Origin of the sequence: Leisingera sp. S232 (assembly GCF_049800895.1) — a bacterium.
Taxonomy (GTDB): Bacteria; Pseudomonadota; Alphaproteobacteria; order Rhodobacterales; family Rhodobacteraceae; genus Leisingera.
This window is the reverse complement of sequence record NZ_JBNAFX010000013.1, coordinates 1-16,714: the sequence shown is the minus strand read 5'-3', so window position 1 is coordinate 16,714 and position 16,714 is coordinate 1. Positions and strand designations below refer to the sequence as shown.

The window sequence follows — 16,714 nt, the reverse complement described above, 5'->3', positions numbered from 1 at the left end:
GCCCCTCGCGCTCCCCGGGGTATTTGCCACCAGAAAGAAGCAGCAAGCGCCGGTTCAGCGGCGGTTGTGGAAAATGAAGCCGAGGAAATTCAGCAACAGCTGCGCCGCCAGAATCTGGGTGCTTTCCGACGGATCATAAGCCGGAGCCACTTCCACCAGATCGATGCCAGCCACGCTGCCGCGTTTGCTGAGCCCCTGCAGGATCTCCAGCACGTCATAATACTGAAAGCCGCCATGGCTTGGCGTACCGGTGCCCGGCGCGATTGAGGGGCAGAAGGCGTCAATGTCGATGGTGACATAGTAGCGTGCGCCTTTGGGAATGCGCGCCAGCACTGCTTCGGTGCCCAGCTTGCGCACCTGCCGCACCGACAGGATGTCTGAACCGCGGGCGCGGGCGTCCTCATAGCCTTCTTTTGCGGTCGAGGAGACATTGCGGATGCCCAGCTGGGTCATGCCGCTGACATAGTCCTTTTCTATGGCCCGCCGCATCGGGTTGCCGTGGCCTTCGGTGACACCATGGCGCGCATCGACGAAGTCAAGATGTGCGTCGATCTGCACCACATGCAGCGGCCCGGATTTGGAGCAATCCTCCTTAAAGGCGCGGATGCAGGGGATGTTGATGGAATGATCGCCGCCAATCACCACCGGCAGCGCGCCCGCCTGCAGGATCTTGCGCACCCCATATTCGATATTGGCGTGGCTGGCCTTGGTTTTGGTGTGGATGATGTCGGCGTCCCCCAGATCAACGATCCGCACATCCTGCTGCAAATAGGTGGCATCATCCTCGTGATCATAGGCGCCGGCATGGCCAAAGCTGAACAGGGTGGATGCCTCCCGCACCGCCCGCGGACCGAACCGCGCGCCGGACCGATATTGGCAGCCGGCATCATAAGGCGCGCCCAGAATGGCAACATCCGCATCGATGGCGTCCCAATCCGCCGCGTAAGCGGTCCTGCCAAAAGTGGCAATTCCGGTGAACGGCAGGTTCAGGCGGCCGGTTTCATACCCGTGTCCGGACATTTGCGTCTCCTTCTGCAAGATCTCTGCACAAGGGAGCACGGCGCAAAACATGAAAAAATATTGCACTGGTTATCTTCACATAATCTAGTTTCATATGAATGCTGTCGCCGCAGAACAGGAGATGCACCATGAAACTGTTGCGCAACCCGCTTTTGGAAACCTTTGTCACTGTCGCCGACTGCGGCGGGTTTTCTGAGGCGCAATATGCGCTTGGCATCACCCAATCCGCCATCAGCATCCGTATCCGCGATCTGGAAACCTCACTGGGGTACCGGCTGTGCGAGCGCGGGCGCGGCGGCTTCCGGCTGACGGAGCGCGGTGAAATCGCCCTGGGCAAGGCCCGCGAGATGCTGCGCTGCGCCCGCGACTTTGACGCCGAACTGCTGGAGCTGCGCGATACTGTCACCGGCGACCTGCGCATCGGCACGGCAGATGCTGTCAGCAGTCTGCCCGGCCTGAACCTGGCGCAGGCTCTGCAACGGTTCCTGGCACGTGGCCATGATGTCCGACTGGAGATCACCATTGCCTCTCCAGCCGAGCTGACGCAGCAACTGGTTTCCGGGGCGCTGCATGCGGCGGTTGCTCCGTTCCGCAACCGGCTGTCCGACCTGGTCTATGAACCGCTGTGCCACGAGGCGCACCAGCTGTATTGCGGCCGGGAGCATCCGCTGTTTGCCCTGCCCCCCAGCCAGGTCTGCCCCGAGCTGTTGCCGCAGTACCCCGTGTGCCAGCGGTCTTATGACATGCCATTGCTGCCTTCCTGGAAGGGCCCCGGCGCCGCAGCCTTTGCTGACAACATGGAGGCACTGGCGATGCTGATCGAAACCGGCCACTATCTTGGCCCGCTGCCGGTGCATTTTGCTGAAAGCCGTGTGGCAGCAGGCCGGTTGCGCGCGCTTGAGCATCCGCAGCTGCGCTGGCACTCCGAATTTGCGCTGGCCACCCGGCGGACACAGGTTCAGCCCCGTGCAGTTGAGCTGTTTTCGAACGATCTGCGTCACGGCTGCCAGTCCGCGCCTGACGCCCTGCACGAAACCTGCACAAAAGCCCCCTGAAACCTGCGGACATGGCGCGCCAAAGCTGCAAGCCACACAGGCATCCTGCCGGGCAATGAAAACTGCTGGCAGGAGACAGGACATGAGGCAGGAACTGATCATTCACGGCATACCGGACAGCCTCCGGCTTGACGCCTGGTGGCTGGAGGCCGCGGGCGAGCCGCCGCAGGCGCAGCCCCGCCGCCAGCCGGGCCGCGGACCGCTCTTGGTTTCAATGCGGGCACGTCATGCAATCCCGCTGCTGGCATCGCTGGTTGCAATTGCGGATTGGCTGTTCTGGGACCAGCCGGCAGGCATTTCGGTGGCTGTCTTTGCGCTGATCCTCTCTGCTGCCGTCATGGCGATGAAGCCCCGGCGGCCCACGATCCGGGAATGGGCAGGCGCCGCGGGTTTTGCCCTGCTCAGCAACCTGCCGGCCGCCATTGACCTGCAGGTCCTGTCCGTCCTGTTCAGCCTTGGCGGCCTGATCTGCCTGACGGCCTGGGCGGTGTACGGCCCGGTGCTCAGTGAACGGCTGGCACTGCGCACCGCCCTGCGTCTGCCAACATTTGGCGCCGCGCTGCTGCTGCGCAATGCCCTGTGCGCCATGCCCGCCTCGGACCTCAGCTCGGGCCTCCGCCGCCATGCGGCCTCGCTGGCGCTGCCACTGCTGATGGGTTCGGTCTTCCTGATGCTGCTGGCCTCTGCCAACCCGGTGCTGGAGGAGGCTCTCGCAGAGCTGGACCCGGGTCGGCTGTTCGAACTGGAGTTCTGGCTGCGGCTTCTGTTCTGGACCGTGGCGGCTGCGTTGCTGTGGCCCTGCCTGAACCTGAGCGAGACCTGGTTAGGCAGCACCGCGCCTGCCGCCAATGTACAAAAGGCCGGCCCCAGCAGGGCCGCCTTTCTGATCAATCCGGTGTCGGTGCGCAATTCACTGGTGCTGTTCAACCTGCTGTTTCTGGCCCAAACGATGATGGACCTTGGCATCCTGACCGGCGGCGTCGCCCTGCCGGACGGGATGAGCTATGCCGCTTACGCCCACCGGGGCGCCTATCCGCTGGTGGTGACAGCCCTGCTGGCTGGTGTGTTCACACTGGTGACGCGCAGCATGACTGGCACCGACAGAACCCTGCGTGCTCTGGTCTATCTGTGGCTGGCGCAGAACATGATCCTGGTGCTGACCGCTGCCATCCGGCTTCAGCATTACGTTGCCGCCTACGCACTGACGTACCTGCGAATTGCCGCCTTTGTCTGGATGGCGCTGGTGCTGGCAGGGCTGGTGCTGACCGTGGTGCAGATCCATCGCGGCCACGGCACGGCCTGGCTGCTGCGCCGCTGTTTCGCAGCGCTTGTCGCCGCTCTCTATATCTGCAGTTTCGTAAACTTTGCCGATGTCATCGCCCGCTACAACCTGACCCATGGCAGCACGCTGGTGACGCAGGACACGTCTTACATCTGCAGCCTTGGTGCTGCGGCCTATCCTGCGGTCCATGCCTTCGAGACCGCAACAGGGCAACAGGTCTGCGGCAGCGCGATACACTCTGATCTGAACCGGACCACCATCACCAACTGGCGCGAATGGGGCTTTCGGAGATGGCGGATCCAAGCCTATTATCAGCAGCAGACTTAAAGGACCCCATTTGATGCCAGCCCGCATTCTTGTTGTCGATGACGACCCCGACATCCTTGAAATCACAAGGTTCGCGGTGGAAAAGGCGGGGTTTGAGACCCTCTTTGCCAGCGACGGGCTTGCGGCGCTGAACATCAGTCGGCAGGAACACCCAGACCTGATCGTGCTGGACATCGGCCTGCCCGAAATGGACGGGCTCGAGGTCTGCCGGGAAATCCGCAAATCCTCTGAGGTGCCGATCCTGTTCCTCACAGCCCGCGATGACGAGATTGACCGTATTGTCGGGCTGGAGCTGGGGGCCGATGACTATCTGACCAAGCCCTTTTCACCGCGCGAACTGGTGGCCCGGATCAAGGCCATCCTGAAACGCAGCGCTTCTGCTCCGGCACAGCCAGAAACGGTCCTGACGCAGGGCAGCCTGCAGCTCGATGCGGACCGCCACCTGTGCCGCTTTGCTGCCGCGCCGGTGGCCCTGACCGGGTCAGAATTCCGGCTGCTGGCCATACTGATGTCCCGCCCGGACCGGGTGCTGTCGCGGGCGCAGCTGGTGGATGCGCTTTACGGTTACAACATCCATGTGTCCGATCGCACCATCGACAGCCATATCCGCAACATCCGCGCCAAGCTGGCCCTGGCCGGTTGCGCCGAAGGGATCGTGACCGTGCACGGCGTCGGGCTCAGGATGGGCGCATGCACGCCGGGCTGAACCGCAAATGGCGGCCGCGGCTCTGGGCCGTGGTTCTTCTGGTGCTGGCGCTGGTCCTGTGCCTGCCTTTTGCCGGGCTGATCCTGTTTCGCTTTTATGACAGCCAGCTGGTGCAGCAGACCGAGGAAAGCCTGCTGACCCAGGCTGCGGTGATGTCAGCCGCCTATGCGGAGCTTTACGCCGGCGCCGCCAAAAGCACGCCGCCTGACTGGGGGCCTGTTACGGGTGAACGCGCGGTGTTTCCGTCGCTGTCGGTCAACAGCGCAACGGTTCTGCCGCCGCGCCCGGATGCAAAACCGCTCTCCGGTCCTGCCGGTGTCCCCCATCGCAAGATCGCAACCCGGTTGACCCGCATCGCCAATGCCGCGCAGATCCAGACGCTGGCAGGCTACCGCTTTCTTGATGCCCGCGGCAACGTGTTTGCAGGCACCGCCGAAACCGGCACGTTTCTGGGCCATGTGACAGAGATCCAGAGCGCATTGGCAGGCAAGACCACCTCTGTCGCGCGCACCCGGGTCCGCGAGGACACACCGCCTGCGCTCTATACGCTCAGCCGGGGCGCCCGTGTGCGTGTGTTTGTAGCGATGCCGGTATTTGCCGATCAGACCCTGATCGGCGCGGTTTACCTCAGCCGCACCCCGAACCACATCTTCCGCTTCCTCTATGGCGAGCGCTTCAACCTTGCCAAGGCCGCCGCCTTTGTGGCCCTGTCTACAGCGCTGATCGGCTATGTGTTCTGGCGCTTCATCACCCGGCCGATCCGCCTGCTGATCCAGCGCAGCCAGATGGCGGGCCACGGCGGCCAGGCGTGGGAACCGCCGGACCAGCTGGGCACGCGGGAAATCGAGGATCTGAGCCACAGTTTCCAGTCGCTCACCGCGCGGCTGCAGAACAAACAGGACGCGCTCAAGACCTACACCGCCCATGTCACCCATGAATTGAAATCACCGCTGACCGCGCTGAAAGGCGCAGCAGAGCTGTTGCGCGACGGTGATCTTCCTCCGGCGCAACGGCAGCGCCTGCTGGACACCATCGACAAGGGCGGCAAACGGATGGAGGATTTGCTGGCCAACATGCGCGCCTTCAGCCTGGCAGACCAAAGCGCGATGACCGGGACCAGCTGTCTGGACGCCATCACACCTCAGATGTCGCAGGCCTTTCCCGCCCTTGCAATCAAGACCGAGAACGGCGCCCTGCCGCTGCCGGTGGCCGCCCCCACCCTGCAGATCATCCTGACCCATCTGCTGGAAAACGCCCATCAGCACGGCGCGCAGGAGGTGGGTCTGACAGCCTATCAGGACGGTGCGGCAACCTGCCTCCGGATTGCGGATGATGGCCCCGGCATCAGCGCAGGCAATGCAGATAAGATCCTGCAGCCCTTCTTCACCACCCGGCGGGACAGTGGCGGCACCGGCATGGGGCTCAACATCGTCAAGGCAACGGTTGAAGCCATCGGCGGCAGCTTCAGCCTCGTCGCTTCCAGCCGGGGCGCCTGCTTTCTGCTCACTTTCAGCTGAAACGTCTTTGGGCCGCCCTGCATCGGGCGGCCCGCGTCAGACCGGACGCAAAGATCACACCTGCCCCGGCAGCCACAGCACGATGGCCGGAAAGGCCACCAGCAGGGCGATGGTCACCGCATCGGCAATGAAGAACGGGGTCACCCCCTTGAACACGTCCTGCACGCTCAGGTCATCGCGCACGCCGGCGACCACAAAGCAGTTCAATCCGATGGGCGGGGTGATCAGGCAGAACTCAGCCATTTTCACCACCAGAATGCCGAACCAGATCGCGCACATCGGGCCGGACATGCCAAAGGTGCTGTCCGCAGCCGAAACCGCCTCGCCACCATTCAGCGCCATCACCGCCGGGTAAACCACCGGCAAGGTCAGCAGCAGCATGCCAATTGCGTCCATGAACATGCCCAGCACCGCATAGGCCAAGAGGATGCAGATCAGGATCAGCATGGGTGGCATCTCCAGCGCGGTGATCCAATCCGCGAAGGCGCCGGGCAAATCCGCAAAGCCCAGGAACCGCACATAGATCAGCACCCCCCAGATGATGGTGAAAATCATCACGCTCAGCTTGGCGGTTTCCAGCAACGCGTCCTTGAACTCGCGCCAGCGCATGCCGTGGAACAGGGCCATCAGAAAGACAACAAACGCACCTATGGCGCCGCCTTCGGTCGGGGTGCCCCAGGCATCGCCGCCAAAAGGGTTGTAGACAAAGAAGATAATGGTCACGACAACAAACACGATGGGCAGCGCAGGCGGCAGGGCCGCAAACCGCTGGCGCCAGCTAAAGCCGGTGACACGCGGCCCGAAGTCTTTGATCGTGACGGCCATACCGACAATCAGCAGCCCATAGATCACTGCCGAAAACGCTCCGGGAATGAACCCTGCCAACAGCAGCTTGCCCACGTCCTGTTCAACAATAATGGCATAGATCACCAGAATAGCCGAGGGCGGGATCAGCGAGGCCAATGTGCCGCCCGCCGCCACCACGCCTGCGGCAAAGCGCTTGTCATAGCCGATCTTCAGCATCTCCGGGATGGCGATGCGGGCAAAGACAGCTGAAGTGGCCACCGAGGCGCCAGAGACGGCAGCAAAACCTGCAGTGGCAAAGACCGTAGAGACCGCCAGCCCGCCCGGCACCCAGGCCAGCCAGCGTTTGGCGGCCTCGAACAAGGCCTTGGTCAATCCAGCGTAATAGGCCAGATAACCAATCAGGATGAAGGTCGGAATAAGGCTCAGCGCCTGGCTGGAGACTTTGGAATGGGGCACCTGCCCCGCGATCTTGATCGACACTGTCAGCGCCTTGCCGAACCGCGCCGGATCATATCCGAACTTGGCCCAGAAAATCCAGATCAGGCCGATCAGCCCAGCCAGACCGGCGGCAAAGGCCACCCGCATGCCCAGCACCACCAGCACCAGCATCCCGGCCGAGACGGTCAGGCCGATTTCAATAGGTTCCATGTCAGAAAGTCCTCAGCTGTCTTGACCAGAGACGTGATCCGCCTCCATCGCCGCCTGGGTGGCGGCATCGGCGATCATCGGCACGGCAACCGGGCTGTCCGTACCGCTGCGCAAAGCACGCCCATAGGCCCAAAGCTGCAGCGACAGGCGCAGGCACAGCACGCTGAAGGCCACCGGCGCCAGCAGTTTGGCAGGCCAAAGCGGCAGCGAAATATCCATCGAACTGTCCGCACTCCACCACGGCGCGGCAAAATCGAAACTGCGCTGGAAATGCGCCCAGCTGCCCCAGACCATCAGCAACATCAGGATCAGCACAGCGGCGGTGGTCAGAAACTCGGCAAAGTAAAGCGCGCGACCCTTCAGGGCGCCGACCAGCATGTCCATGCGGATATGGCCGCCGTCGCGCTGGGTAAAGGAAATGCCCATGAAGGCAATCAGCGGCATGGCCTGTTCAATCCAATCCACATAGCCGGGCAGCGGGGTATTGAAGAGATTGCGACCTCCGACTGAGATCACCGCCAGCAGCATCAGGGAAAACACGGCAAGGCCGCTGAGCAGGGCAAGAGGTTTTTCGATACGGTAAAGCGACTGATCAACCGCGCTGAGGCGGCTGCCGTCTGTCAGTACCAGGGATGAGCCGGCCATGGCGGGCCTCCAACAGTTTTACGGGGAAATCGGGACAGCCCCGCAGCCGACAGCTGCGGGGCGCGGCAGGCTTAGCTGCCATCCGCAATCAAGCCGGTCACCAGATCATACAGCTCCTGCGCAGGGAGACCGCGCGCAGTGTTCTCCTCGATCCATGCAGCAGCAGCGGGTGCCGCAGCCGCATCCTTGAAGGCCGCTATTTCCGCATCCGGGAACGTCACCAGTTCAATACGGGCGGTGTCCAGCGCAGGTTCCCAGGCGTCCAATGCGTTGAACTTGTAGAAGTCCACGTAATGGGCCAGCGCCTCATCCACCGAACCCAGCAGCGCCGCGCGGTGGTCCTCGGACAGGCTGTCCAGCGCATCGGTATTGACCACCACTGGGCAGTTTACGGTGCCGGGGTTCAGGTTGGTGGTCCACCAGGTGCCGTTTTCGATGGTGCCAAAGGCCATATGTGCATGCGGCGCAAACGCCACTGCCTTGACGATGCCGCTGTCCATCGCCTGACGCACTTCGGTGGCCGACATAGAGGTCGGCACGGCGCCGACCGCTTCCATTGCCTTGCCGATGCCGCCGGTCGCCCGCACGCTTAGGCCTTCGAAATCCTTCAGCGAGGACGGCTTGTCACCGGTGCCGACGATATTGTACTGCGGCAGCGGCGAGGGCATCAAAAGCGTCGCGCCCCAGCGCGCCAGATCCTTCTGCACCGCCGGGTGCTGATAGACGGCCTGCGAGACGGCGATTTCCTGCTCCAGCGAGGTCACGCCCAGAAACGGCAGTTCCAAGACGGTGATCGAGGGGTTCTTGTCGCGGTGATACCCGGCGCAGAACTGCGCCATTTCAAAGGCGCCGATGGAAATCCCGTCGAGGTTCTCCTTGTTCTTGGACAGCCCGCCATAGCTGATGTTCAGCGTGAACTCGCCGCCGGTCTTTTCACTGACCAGCTCAGCCAGTTTCTCGACGTGTTCAGTAAAGGCGCGGCGTTTGCCCCACAGCGAGACATTCCATTCGGTTGCCATGGCTTCGGTCGCAAAAGTTGCGGTGAGGGCGGCAAGGGCTGCCCCTTTGAGATACGTGCGCATGAAAGCTCCTCCCAGATGCATGCGGATGTGATTGGGGGAGTATCCGGGATGGCAGCAGCCCTGCCTATGAAGGAAAATGCGCGCACAATCCGGGCAGCCCTGCGGATTTCCGCAGGGTGAATTTACAGCAAAGCGTCCTTGTCGAGGCCCAGTTTGACGATCTTTTCGTTCAATGTACGGCGGCCGATCCCCAGCGCCTCGGCAGCGGCGTCCATGCGGCCCTCATGGGCCTTCACCGCCTTGCCGATCAGCTCGCGTTCAAAGGCTGCCACGGCTTCACGCAGGGTGTCCGGCACATCCTCCAGCTGCTGATCCATGCGGATTGCCGCTGCCATGGTACCGGCACCGCGGCGCGCCGCCAGCACCCTGCGTTCGCAGACACTGCGCAATTCACGCACATTCCCCGGCCAGCTGTGCGCCATCAATGCGGTCAAATCGTCCTGGGACATCTCCGGCACGGCGGTTTCATAAAGCTGTGCGAACTGCGACAGGAAATGCGCCGCCAGAAGCGTCAGGTCATCGCGACGCTGGCGCAGGGGCGGCAGGCTCAGCACCATCGTATTCAGCCGGAACAGCAGATCCTTGCGCAGGCGGTTTTCCTGCACTGCAAGTTCTGCATCCTCGTTGGTGGCCGAAACCACACGAAAGCTGACCGGCACCGGCAGCTGGCCGCCCGCAGGCAGGATCTGCTTGTCTTCGATCACCCGCAGCAGTTTGGCCTGAACCTCCGGCGGGCAGGAGCAGATTTCGTCCAGAAACAGGGTGCCACCCGACGCCGCCAACAGCCGCCCGCCAGACCTGCCGTCTGTTCCAAACATTTCTGCTTCAAAAGTGGCAGGCGACAGGGCAGCGCAGTTCAGCGCCAGAAACGGCGCGTCGGCGTTTGGCCCCAGATCATGCAAGGCCCGTGCCGCCAGCTCCTTGCCGGTGCCGGTCTCCCCTTCAATCAGGACGGCCGCGCCAGTGTCAGCCAGATCCAGAATCTCCTGCCGCAGCTGTACCACCGGCGCGGTTTGCCCCAGCAGCACCCGGTCCAGCCCCGAAAGCGCATAGAGCCGGGCCTTCAGCCGCGCGTTGCTTTGCTGCATCCGGTGCTGTTCTGCCGCGTGGCGCAGAATGGCCAGCAGACGGCGCGGCTCATAGGGTTTTTCAACAAAGCTGTAGGCCCCGTCCTGCATCGCCTTCACCGCCATCGGAATATCACCATGGGCCGAGATCAGCACCAACGGCGGCGCCGAGGCAGGATCCAGCCCGGCCAGCAGGTCGAGCCCGGACATGCCGGGCATCCGCACATCGGACAGGATGGCATCCGGTGCAAGCTCCGCCAGCCGCTCCAACCCGACCGCCGCCCGCGCCACAGCAACGGTCTGCCAGCCGGCGGCCTCCAGCAGGTCACAGACGGACTGGCGCATGGATTTGTCATCGTCGATGACCAGAATGCTGAAAGGTTTGGCTCCGCTCATGGCTGATCTTCTTCCATTTCCTGACCCGCAACGGGAAAGCCGACCCGAAACAGCGCCCCGCCGGCGGCGGTGTTGCGGGCGGTCATGGTGCCGCCGTGGTCCTGTACGATACCCGCTGAAATCGCCAGCCCCAAGCCCATACCGCGGCCGCTTTCGCGGGTGGTCACAAAGGGTTCCTGCAATTCGGCAAGCGTCGACTGGCCCAGGCCGTGGCCGTTGTCTTCTATTTCGGCCCAGACCTCGCCGTCGCTGACCCCGGTCCGGACGGTGACCAGCGGATCGGCGCTGTCTTCGCAGGCATCCACCGCGTTGCGCAGCAGATTGGTCATCACCTGTTCGATCCTCAGGCGGCTGCCGGTGACCGCTGCCAGCTCGGCGCTCAGCTCAAGCCGCAGTCTGGCGCCTGCCTCGGCAAGATTGGGTTCAATCAGCGCAGCCGCCGCGCGCAATGCCCCATTCAGGTCCACGTCGGCAAACGTGTCTGCCCCGGAGACCGCAAAAAACTTGAGCTGACGGGTAATAGCTTCCATCCGGTCCACCAGCGCGCTGATCCTGCCCGACAGTGGGCCGCGCCCGCCGGGGTCAATTTCAGCGGCGACCAGATGGTTGCGCATGGCGGTGATCGGCTGGCCCAGCTCATGCGTCACCGACGCCGCCAGCCGCCCCAGCGCAGCCAGCCGACTGGCGCGTTCCAATTCGTCCTGGGTCCGCTTCAGGCGCCGTTCGGCGGTCTTGCGGTCCTCGATTTCTATGGCCAGCAGTTCATTGGCCCGGCGCAGCTTGGCTTCCTCATGCTCAGAGCGTGCCAGGGCGGCGCTGATCCGGCGCCCGCGCTGAACCTGGATCAGAACCAGAACCAGCCCGGCGGCAAAGCCGACCAGCAACGTCACCAGCCAGCTGCGGGCCGTGGCCCGGTCATCGCTGGCAAAGTAATGCAAGGTCCAGCCGTGCGGCGGGATCGCAGCCGTCAGGTGGATTTGCTCCTGCCCGGAAATCACTGCGCGCGGCCCGTCACCCGCCTGCCATTTCAGCAGCTCCAGCGGCTGGCCCGGAAACTGCCGGGCGTCCTTGATCCGCTGCCGCTGCCCCTCTGACAGCGGCGCCAGCACGCGGTATCGCCATGCCGGATCAGAGGCCAGCAGCACAACGCCGTCCTCATTGGCCAGAAACACCTGCTCACCCGAGCTGCGCCAGCTTTGCTCCAGCTGCTGAAAGCCGATTTTGATGGCAATGACCCCGGCGATCTCTCCGTCAGCGCTGCGCACCGCGTCGGCAATGAAATACCCCGGCAGCCCAGTGGTCGTCCCTATGGCATAGAATCTTCCCTGCCCACCCTGCAGGGGCTGCTGGAAATAGGGGCGGAACGCATAACTCTGCCCGACAAAACTGCCGGGCTGGCTGAAGTTCGACGCCGAAATGGCAACGCCGGCCCGATCCATCAGATAAATCGCGTCCAGCCCCGCCTTGGCCGCAAAATCCTCCAGCCGCCGGTTCAGAACCCCAGTGTCCCGCCCGCTGGCCGTGTCAATGACAGCGGCGTCCCGGGCCAGCACATGAGTCAGATGCGAAAACCGTTCCAGTTCCGCAATGACAGCGCTTTGGTGGAGCGACAGCGGCCCCTCGGCCTTGGCCACTTCTTCCGACCGGAAATAGGCGCCGGAGATCTTGAACACGCCAGCCGCGACGGCAATCGTCAGCACGGCGGATATCAGAAACGGGATCAGGCGCATTCCCGTCGATAGGACGGAAAAACCGGCAAAGGCAAGGTTTTACTGGTCGCCGTCTGCCCGCTGTCTTCGGCAGGCTGGACAACTTCTGCCTCCCTGCCGCAGTATCTATAAATCCTGCACCGCACAGAACCGGCCAGCCCGGCGGCGCACGGCCCGGCCACAGAGGAGCAACAGACCCCATGACCCAGATATCCAGCACCGTCCTGGCGCTGCTCGAAATCCTGTCTTACGCCTTCATCTTTGCCATCGGTGCGGGTCTTCTGTGGCTGATCGCGGTCTACATCAGCGATAAGACCCAGACCGCCAGCACCCTACGCCGCAATTACCCGGTGATCGCCCGCTTCCGCTATCTGTTTGAACATCTGGGCGAATTCTTCCGACAGTATTTCTTTGCGCTCGACCGCGAGGAAATGCCGTTCAACCGGGCAGAACGCTCCTGGATCTACCGGGCCGCCAAAAACGTGGATTCCACCGTTGCCTTCGGCTCTACCCGTGATCTGCGTCCGGCAGGAACCGTCTATTTCGCCAACGCGCCCTTTCCGGACCTCGAACAGGGCACCATCCCGCCCGCCGCTGTCACCATCGGCCCCTATGCCCGCACGCCCTACACCACAGCGTCGATTTTCAACATTTCCGGCATGAGCTTTGGCGCCATTTCCGTACCCGCGGTGCGGGCCCTGTCACATGGCGCCGCCAAGGCCGGGATCTGGCTGAACACCGGCGAAGGCGGGCTGTCTCCCTACCACCTTGAGGGCGGCTGCGACGTCGTGTTCCAGATCGGCACCGGCAAATTCGGCGTCCGCAAGCCCGAGGGCGGCTTTGACGAGACGAAACTGCGCGCTGCCGCCGCCCATGAAACCGTCCGCATGTTCGAACTAAAGCTCAGCCAGGGCGCCAAACCCGGCAAGGGCGGCATCCTGCCCGGCGCCAAGGTGACAGAGGAAATCGCCGCCATACGCGGGTTGACCCCGGGCGAGGACGCCATCAGCCCCAACCGTCACCCAGAGGCCTCAAACGCGGGTGAGCTGTTGGACATGATCGCCTATGTGCGCGAAGTCACTGGCAAGCCCGTGGGTTTCAAAGCGGTCCTCGGCGCCCATGGCTTCCTGGACGGGCTGTGCCGGGAGATCCTGTCGCGCGGTGCGGAAAGCGCCCCGGATTTCATCACCATCGACAGCGCCGACGGCGGCACCGGCGCCGCCCCGATGAGCCTAATCGACAACATGGGCATGCCGCTGCGCGAAAGCCTGCCCAAAGCGGTGGATGTCCTTTCTGGCCATGGGCTGCGGGACCGGATCAAGGTTTGCGCCAGCGGCAAGCTGGTCAACCCGTCAGAAGTCGCCTGGGCCTTTTGCGCCGGGGCGGACTTTGTGGTTTCCGCCCGCGGTTTCATGTTTGCGCTCGGCTGTATCCAGGCGCTGCAATGCAACAAGAACACCTGCCCCACCGGCATCACCACCCATAACCCCAAGCTGCAGTTCGGCCTGGACCCTACCGACAAAGCCGTGCGTGTCGCCTCTTATGCCAAGAACATGATCAAGGAGGTCACCACCCTTGCCCATAGCTGTGGCGTGACGGATCCGCGGCAGCTGCAGCGCTGCCACGCGCGGATCGTGCAGGACAACGGCCGCTCGGTTTCAATGGCAGAGCTATACCCGGACCAGGCCCGGCAGCACGCCGCGCAATAAATTTCTGCCCACCGCTGCACATCCTGTCACAAACACGCGTCCTGATCCGTCTTCCCTTCAGACCCTGCGTTCTGGAGGTATCAATGCAAAGGATCATTTTGGCGGCGGCGGGCGGATTTGCCCTGATCAACGCCGCCTATATGTGGGCGGCCACGCCGCACTGGTATGCCACCCTGCCGGGTGTGCAGATGACCGGCCCGCTGAACATTCACTTCGCCCGCGATGTGGCGCTGGCCTTCCTGTCCAGCGGGCTGGCACTGGCCTGGGCGGCGCTGAAGACCGACCGCAGCGCCGCTGTCTGCGGCTCTGCCTGGCTGGTGTTTCACGCGCTGTTCCACATCTGGATCTGGAGCCACCGCGGCTTTCCCGCAGATCTGATCGCGTTGACCAACTTTACCGGCATCCAGCTGCCTGCCGCCGCCGTGCTCTGGGCCGCCTTCACCCTGCCCCGTCGGGCGCTTCCCCTGACCCCGCACAAGGCCTGAGCGATGATCAAATTCCTTCTCAATCTTGCCATCCAAAGCTTTGCCACCCGCTACAGCTATGATGCCGCCTATATGCAGCATGTTACCAAAACCTCAGCCTCGGCGGGGCTGCGGCTGGCCATCGCCCTGCCACTGTTCACCCAGTACAACGGCCCCAAAGCCGCGCTGGAGGTCCGCTGGGGGGCGCAGCTCGGCTCTACCCTGGACGGTGACTGCGGCCCCTGCGCCCAGCTGGTCACCAATATGGCGCTGGAGGCCGGGGTGCCTGCCGACATGCTGACGCTGTGTCTGCAAGGCCAGGCCGCCAGCGCTGGCAACCTCGGGCTGGGCTTTCGTTTTGCCCAAGCCGCAATTGCCGATGCAGCGGATCTGGACGACCTGCGCCAGGAGATCGCCCTGCGCTTTGGCGAAGTTGCGGTCACCGCAGCCGCCTGCGCAGCCTCCAGCGGCCGGATCTATCCGGTCTTGAAACGGGGCCTTGGCTTTGCCAAGACTTGCAGCCAGGTCAACGTCGGACATGATACGATCAAGGTGCAGCTGCGGACATGAACATGCTGACAGATGTGTTTGAAGCGGAGCGACCGAAACTGGTGTCGATCTGCTACCGGATGCTGGGCGAAGTATCCGGCGCCGAGGACGCGGTGCAGGACACCTGGCTGAAATGGGCCGCAGCGGACCGCGATCAGATCACCAACCCAACCGCCTGGCTGCGCCGGGTTGCCACAAATATCGCCATCGACACGCTGCGGCTGGCCCGGACCCGGCGTGAAACCTATGTGGGCCCCTGGCTGCCAGAGCCGCTGCTGCACGCGGCTGAACAGGCACCTGTGCCGCATTTCGAACTGGCACAGGAATGCGAGCTGGCGCTTTTGTGGGCCATGGAGCGGCTGAACGAACGCGAACGCGCCGCTTTCATCCTGCGCGAAGCCTTCGACGCCAGCTATGGCGAGATTGCCAAAGTGCTGGGCACCACCCAGGCCGCCTGCCGCCAGCTGGTCAGCCGGGCGCAGAAAAAGCTGCAGGACAGCGGCCCCCGCTTTGACGCCCCGCCCGAAGAGGTCGCCGCCCTGTGCCAGCGGTTCTTCGGCGCGGTGATGGCAGAAAACTACGATACCGCCCTGGCCATGCTGACGCCGGACAGCGTGGCGCTGTCTGACGGCGGTGCAAACCGGCGCGCCGCCCGTCGCCCACTCTGCGGCGGAGCAGAGATCATGCAGGTGTTCCAGGCGCTGCACCAGCGGGCCAAGACGGAACCAGGCTGGACCCTGCGCACCGCCGTTGCCAACGGCAAAGCGGCTTTCCTGCGCTACAGGCACGGGCAGCTCGACTCGATCACCACCTTGGCGCCGGACCATACCGGCCGGATCGCCTGGATTTACATCCTGCGCAACCCGGACAAGCTGGGCACCGCCCTGCCCGGTTCCCTCTGAACAGCCCCTGGCCCTTTCCCCCGGCTGCGTCGGCCGTTATGACCGTGGCAGCTCATCACAGAAAAGGCACTTGATCCATGACCATCACCCGCATCGGCACCACCGCCCGCTCCAGCAAGATCGTCAAGCACAACGGCACTGTCTATCTCAGCGGCCAGGTGTCCGAGGCAGACACCGCCGCCGAACAGACCCGCGAGATCCTGGCCAAGGTCGACGCCCTGCTGGCCGAAGCCGGAAGTGACAAGACCCGCCTGCTGCAGACCGTGATCTGGCTGTCTGACATGTCCTATTTCGCGGAACTGAACGAAGTTTGGAACGCCTGGGTTCCCGAAGGCCACGCCCCGGCCCGCGCCTGCGGCGAAGCCAAGCTGGCGCGCGAGATCCTGAAGGTGGAAATCATCGTCACCGCGGCCTGCGACTGATCCGCGACCCATCAATTGCGCCGGGCCAGCCTTGGCCCGGACTGCTCTGTTTCCGCAGCTCTCTCCCCTAGACCAGCCCCATGGCAACAGCAGACTGCGGCGTGATCGCCAGATCAGCAAACCCTGGAAGCTTCGGGGCTGCGGTATTGTCCTGCCGCATCGGCGTTGTTGCACAAAGGCCGTAGAGGATTCACTTTGCGAATCCCGTAGGTTAGATCGGCGGCATGCCGAAGCCTGCCTCTTCCCGCTATCGAACAACGAACTGGTCCAACTATAACGCATCACTTCGAAAGCGCGGCTCTCTGCTGGTCTGGTTTGACCGCGACATGACCTGGTTCGCCGAGCGATGCGGCAAACGCGGACGACCGGAGACCTTCTCCGATGCGGCCATCCAGTTCTGCCTTAGT

At 63.4% G+C, this 16,714-nt stretch carries 16 protein-coding genes; 10 read left to right on the top strand and 6 right to left on the bottom strand.

Features of this window, described 5'->3' with window-relative positions:
- Positions 1-54: 54 nt before the first annotated feature.
- Positions 55-1,020, bottom strand: a complete 966-nt coding sequence (gene speB, locus ACP151_RS10175; RefSeq protein ID WP_424978792.1) for an agmatinase — start codon at positions 1,018-1,020, stop codon at positions 55-57.
- 128 nt (positions 1,021-1,148) lie between these two features.
- On the opposite strand from speB, the gene ACP151_RS10170 reads away from it, so the two are divergent.
- The 4 genes from ACP151_RS10170 to ACP151_RS10155 all read left to right on the top strand — a co-directional run bounded on the left by ACP151_RS10170 (position 1,149) and on the right by ACP151_RS10155 (position 5,907).
- On the top strand, positions 1,149-2,075 hold the full coding sequence (locus tag ACP151_RS10170) for a LysR family transcriptional regulator (RefSeq protein WP_424978791.1): 927 nt from the start codon (positions 1,149-1,151) through the stop codon (positions 2,073-2,075).
- Positions 2,076-2,157: 82 nt separating this feature from the next.
- Positions 2,158-3,684, top strand: coding sequence for a DUF4153 domain-containing protein (locus tag ACP151_RS10165; RefSeq protein WP_424978790.1), 1,527 nt, complete (start codon positions 2,158-2,160; stop codon positions 3,682-3,684).
- A gap of 13 nt (positions 3,685-3,697) precedes the next feature.
- Complete coding sequence (locus ACP151_RS10160) at positions 3,698-4,390, top strand: response regulator transcription factor (RefSeq protein ID WP_424978789.1); 693 nt, start codon at positions 3,698-3,700, stop codon at positions 4,388-4,390.
- The gene (locus tag ACP151_RS10155) at positions 4,375-5,907 is read left to right on the top strand and encodes a sensor histidine kinase (RefSeq protein ID WP_424978788.1); all 1,533 of its coding nucleotides are present in this window, start codon (positions 4,375-4,377) and stop codon (positions 5,905-5,907) included. The genes ACP151_RS10160 and ACP151_RS10155 overlap by 16 nt, the downstream gene beginning before the upstream one ends.
- Before the next feature lie 54 nt (positions 5,908-5,961).
- On the opposite strand, the gene ACP151_RS10150 is transcribed toward ACP151_RS10155, so the two are convergent.
- The 5 genes from ACP151_RS10150 to ACP151_RS10130 form a co-directional block, all read right to left on the bottom strand.
- Positions 5,962-7,362 (bottom strand): TRAP transporter large permease, encoded by a 1,401-nt coding sequence (locus ACP151_RS10150; RefSeq protein WP_424978787.1) that lies wholly within the window; start codon positions 7,360-7,362, stop codon positions 5,962-5,964.
- Between the two features lie 12 nt (positions 7,363-7,374).
- Positions 7,375-8,007: a TRAP transporter small permease subunit gene (locus ACP151_RS10145; RefSeq protein ID WP_424978786.1), complete on the bottom strand. Its 633-nt coding sequence runs from the start codon at positions 8,005-8,007 to the stop codon at positions 7,375-7,377.
- Positions 8,008-8,078: 71 nt separating this feature from the next.
- A complete protein-coding gene (locus ACP151_RS10140; RefSeq protein WP_424978784.1) occupies positions 8,079-9,089 on the bottom strand; it encodes a C4-dicarboxylate TRAP transporter substrate-binding protein in 1,011 nt (336 codons plus the stop codon).
- Between the two features lie 122 nt (positions 9,090-9,211).
- Positions 9,212-10,552 (bottom strand): sigma-54-dependent transcriptional regulator, encoded by a 1,341-nt coding sequence (locus ACP151_RS10135; RefSeq protein ID WP_424978783.1) that lies wholly within the window; start codon positions 10,550-10,552, stop codon positions 9,212-9,214.
- Positions 10,549-12,282, bottom strand: a complete 1,734-nt coding sequence (locus ACP151_RS10130) for a sensor histidine kinase (RefSeq protein ID WP_424978782.1) — start codon at positions 12,280-12,282, stop codon at positions 10,549-10,551. The genes ACP151_RS10135 and ACP151_RS10130 overlap by 4 nt, the downstream gene beginning before the upstream one ends.
- Before the next feature lie 179 nt (positions 12,283-12,461).
- Here ACP151_RS10130 and ACP151_RS10125 point away from each other — a divergent pair, with 179 nt between their 5' ends.
- The 6 genes from ACP151_RS10125 to ACP151_RS10100 all read left to right on the top strand — a co-directional run.
- Positions 12,462-13,970, top strand: a complete 1,509-nt coding sequence (locus ACP151_RS10125) for an FMN-binding glutamate synthase family protein (RefSeq protein WP_424978781.1) — start codon at positions 12,462-12,464, stop codon at positions 13,968-13,970.
- An 83-nt stretch (positions 13,971-14,053) separates the two neighbouring features.
- Positions 14,054-14,455 carry a hypothetical protein gene (locus ACP151_RS10120; RefSeq protein WP_424978780.1) on the top strand — a complete coding sequence of 134 codons (402 nt, stop codon included), beginning with the start codon at positions 14,054-14,056 and terminating at the stop codon, positions 14,453-14,455.
- Positions 14,456-14,458: 3 nt separating this feature from the next.
- Entirely contained in the window at positions 14,459-15,004 is a 546-nt protein-coding gene (locus ACP151_RS10115; protein WP_424978779.1) for a hypothetical protein, read from the top strand.
- Entirely contained in the window at positions 15,001-15,885 is an 885-nt protein-coding gene (gene sigJ, locus ACP151_RS10110; RefSeq protein ID WP_424978778.1) for an RNA polymerase sigma factor SigJ, read from the top strand. The genes ACP151_RS10115 and sigJ overlap by 4 nt, the downstream gene beginning before the upstream one ends.
- A gap of 77 nt (positions 15,886-15,962) precedes the next feature.
- The gene (locus ACP151_RS10105; RefSeq protein WP_424978777.1) at positions 15,963-16,307 is read left to right on the top strand and encodes a RidA family protein; all 345 of its coding nucleotides are present in this window, start codon (positions 15,963-15,965) and stop codon (positions 16,305-16,307) included.
- A gap of 224 nt (positions 16,308-16,531) precedes the next feature.
- A partial coding sequence (locus tag ACP151_RS10100) for a transposase (protein WP_424976771.1) occupies positions 16,532-16,714 on the top strand: 183 nt, incomplete at its 3' end.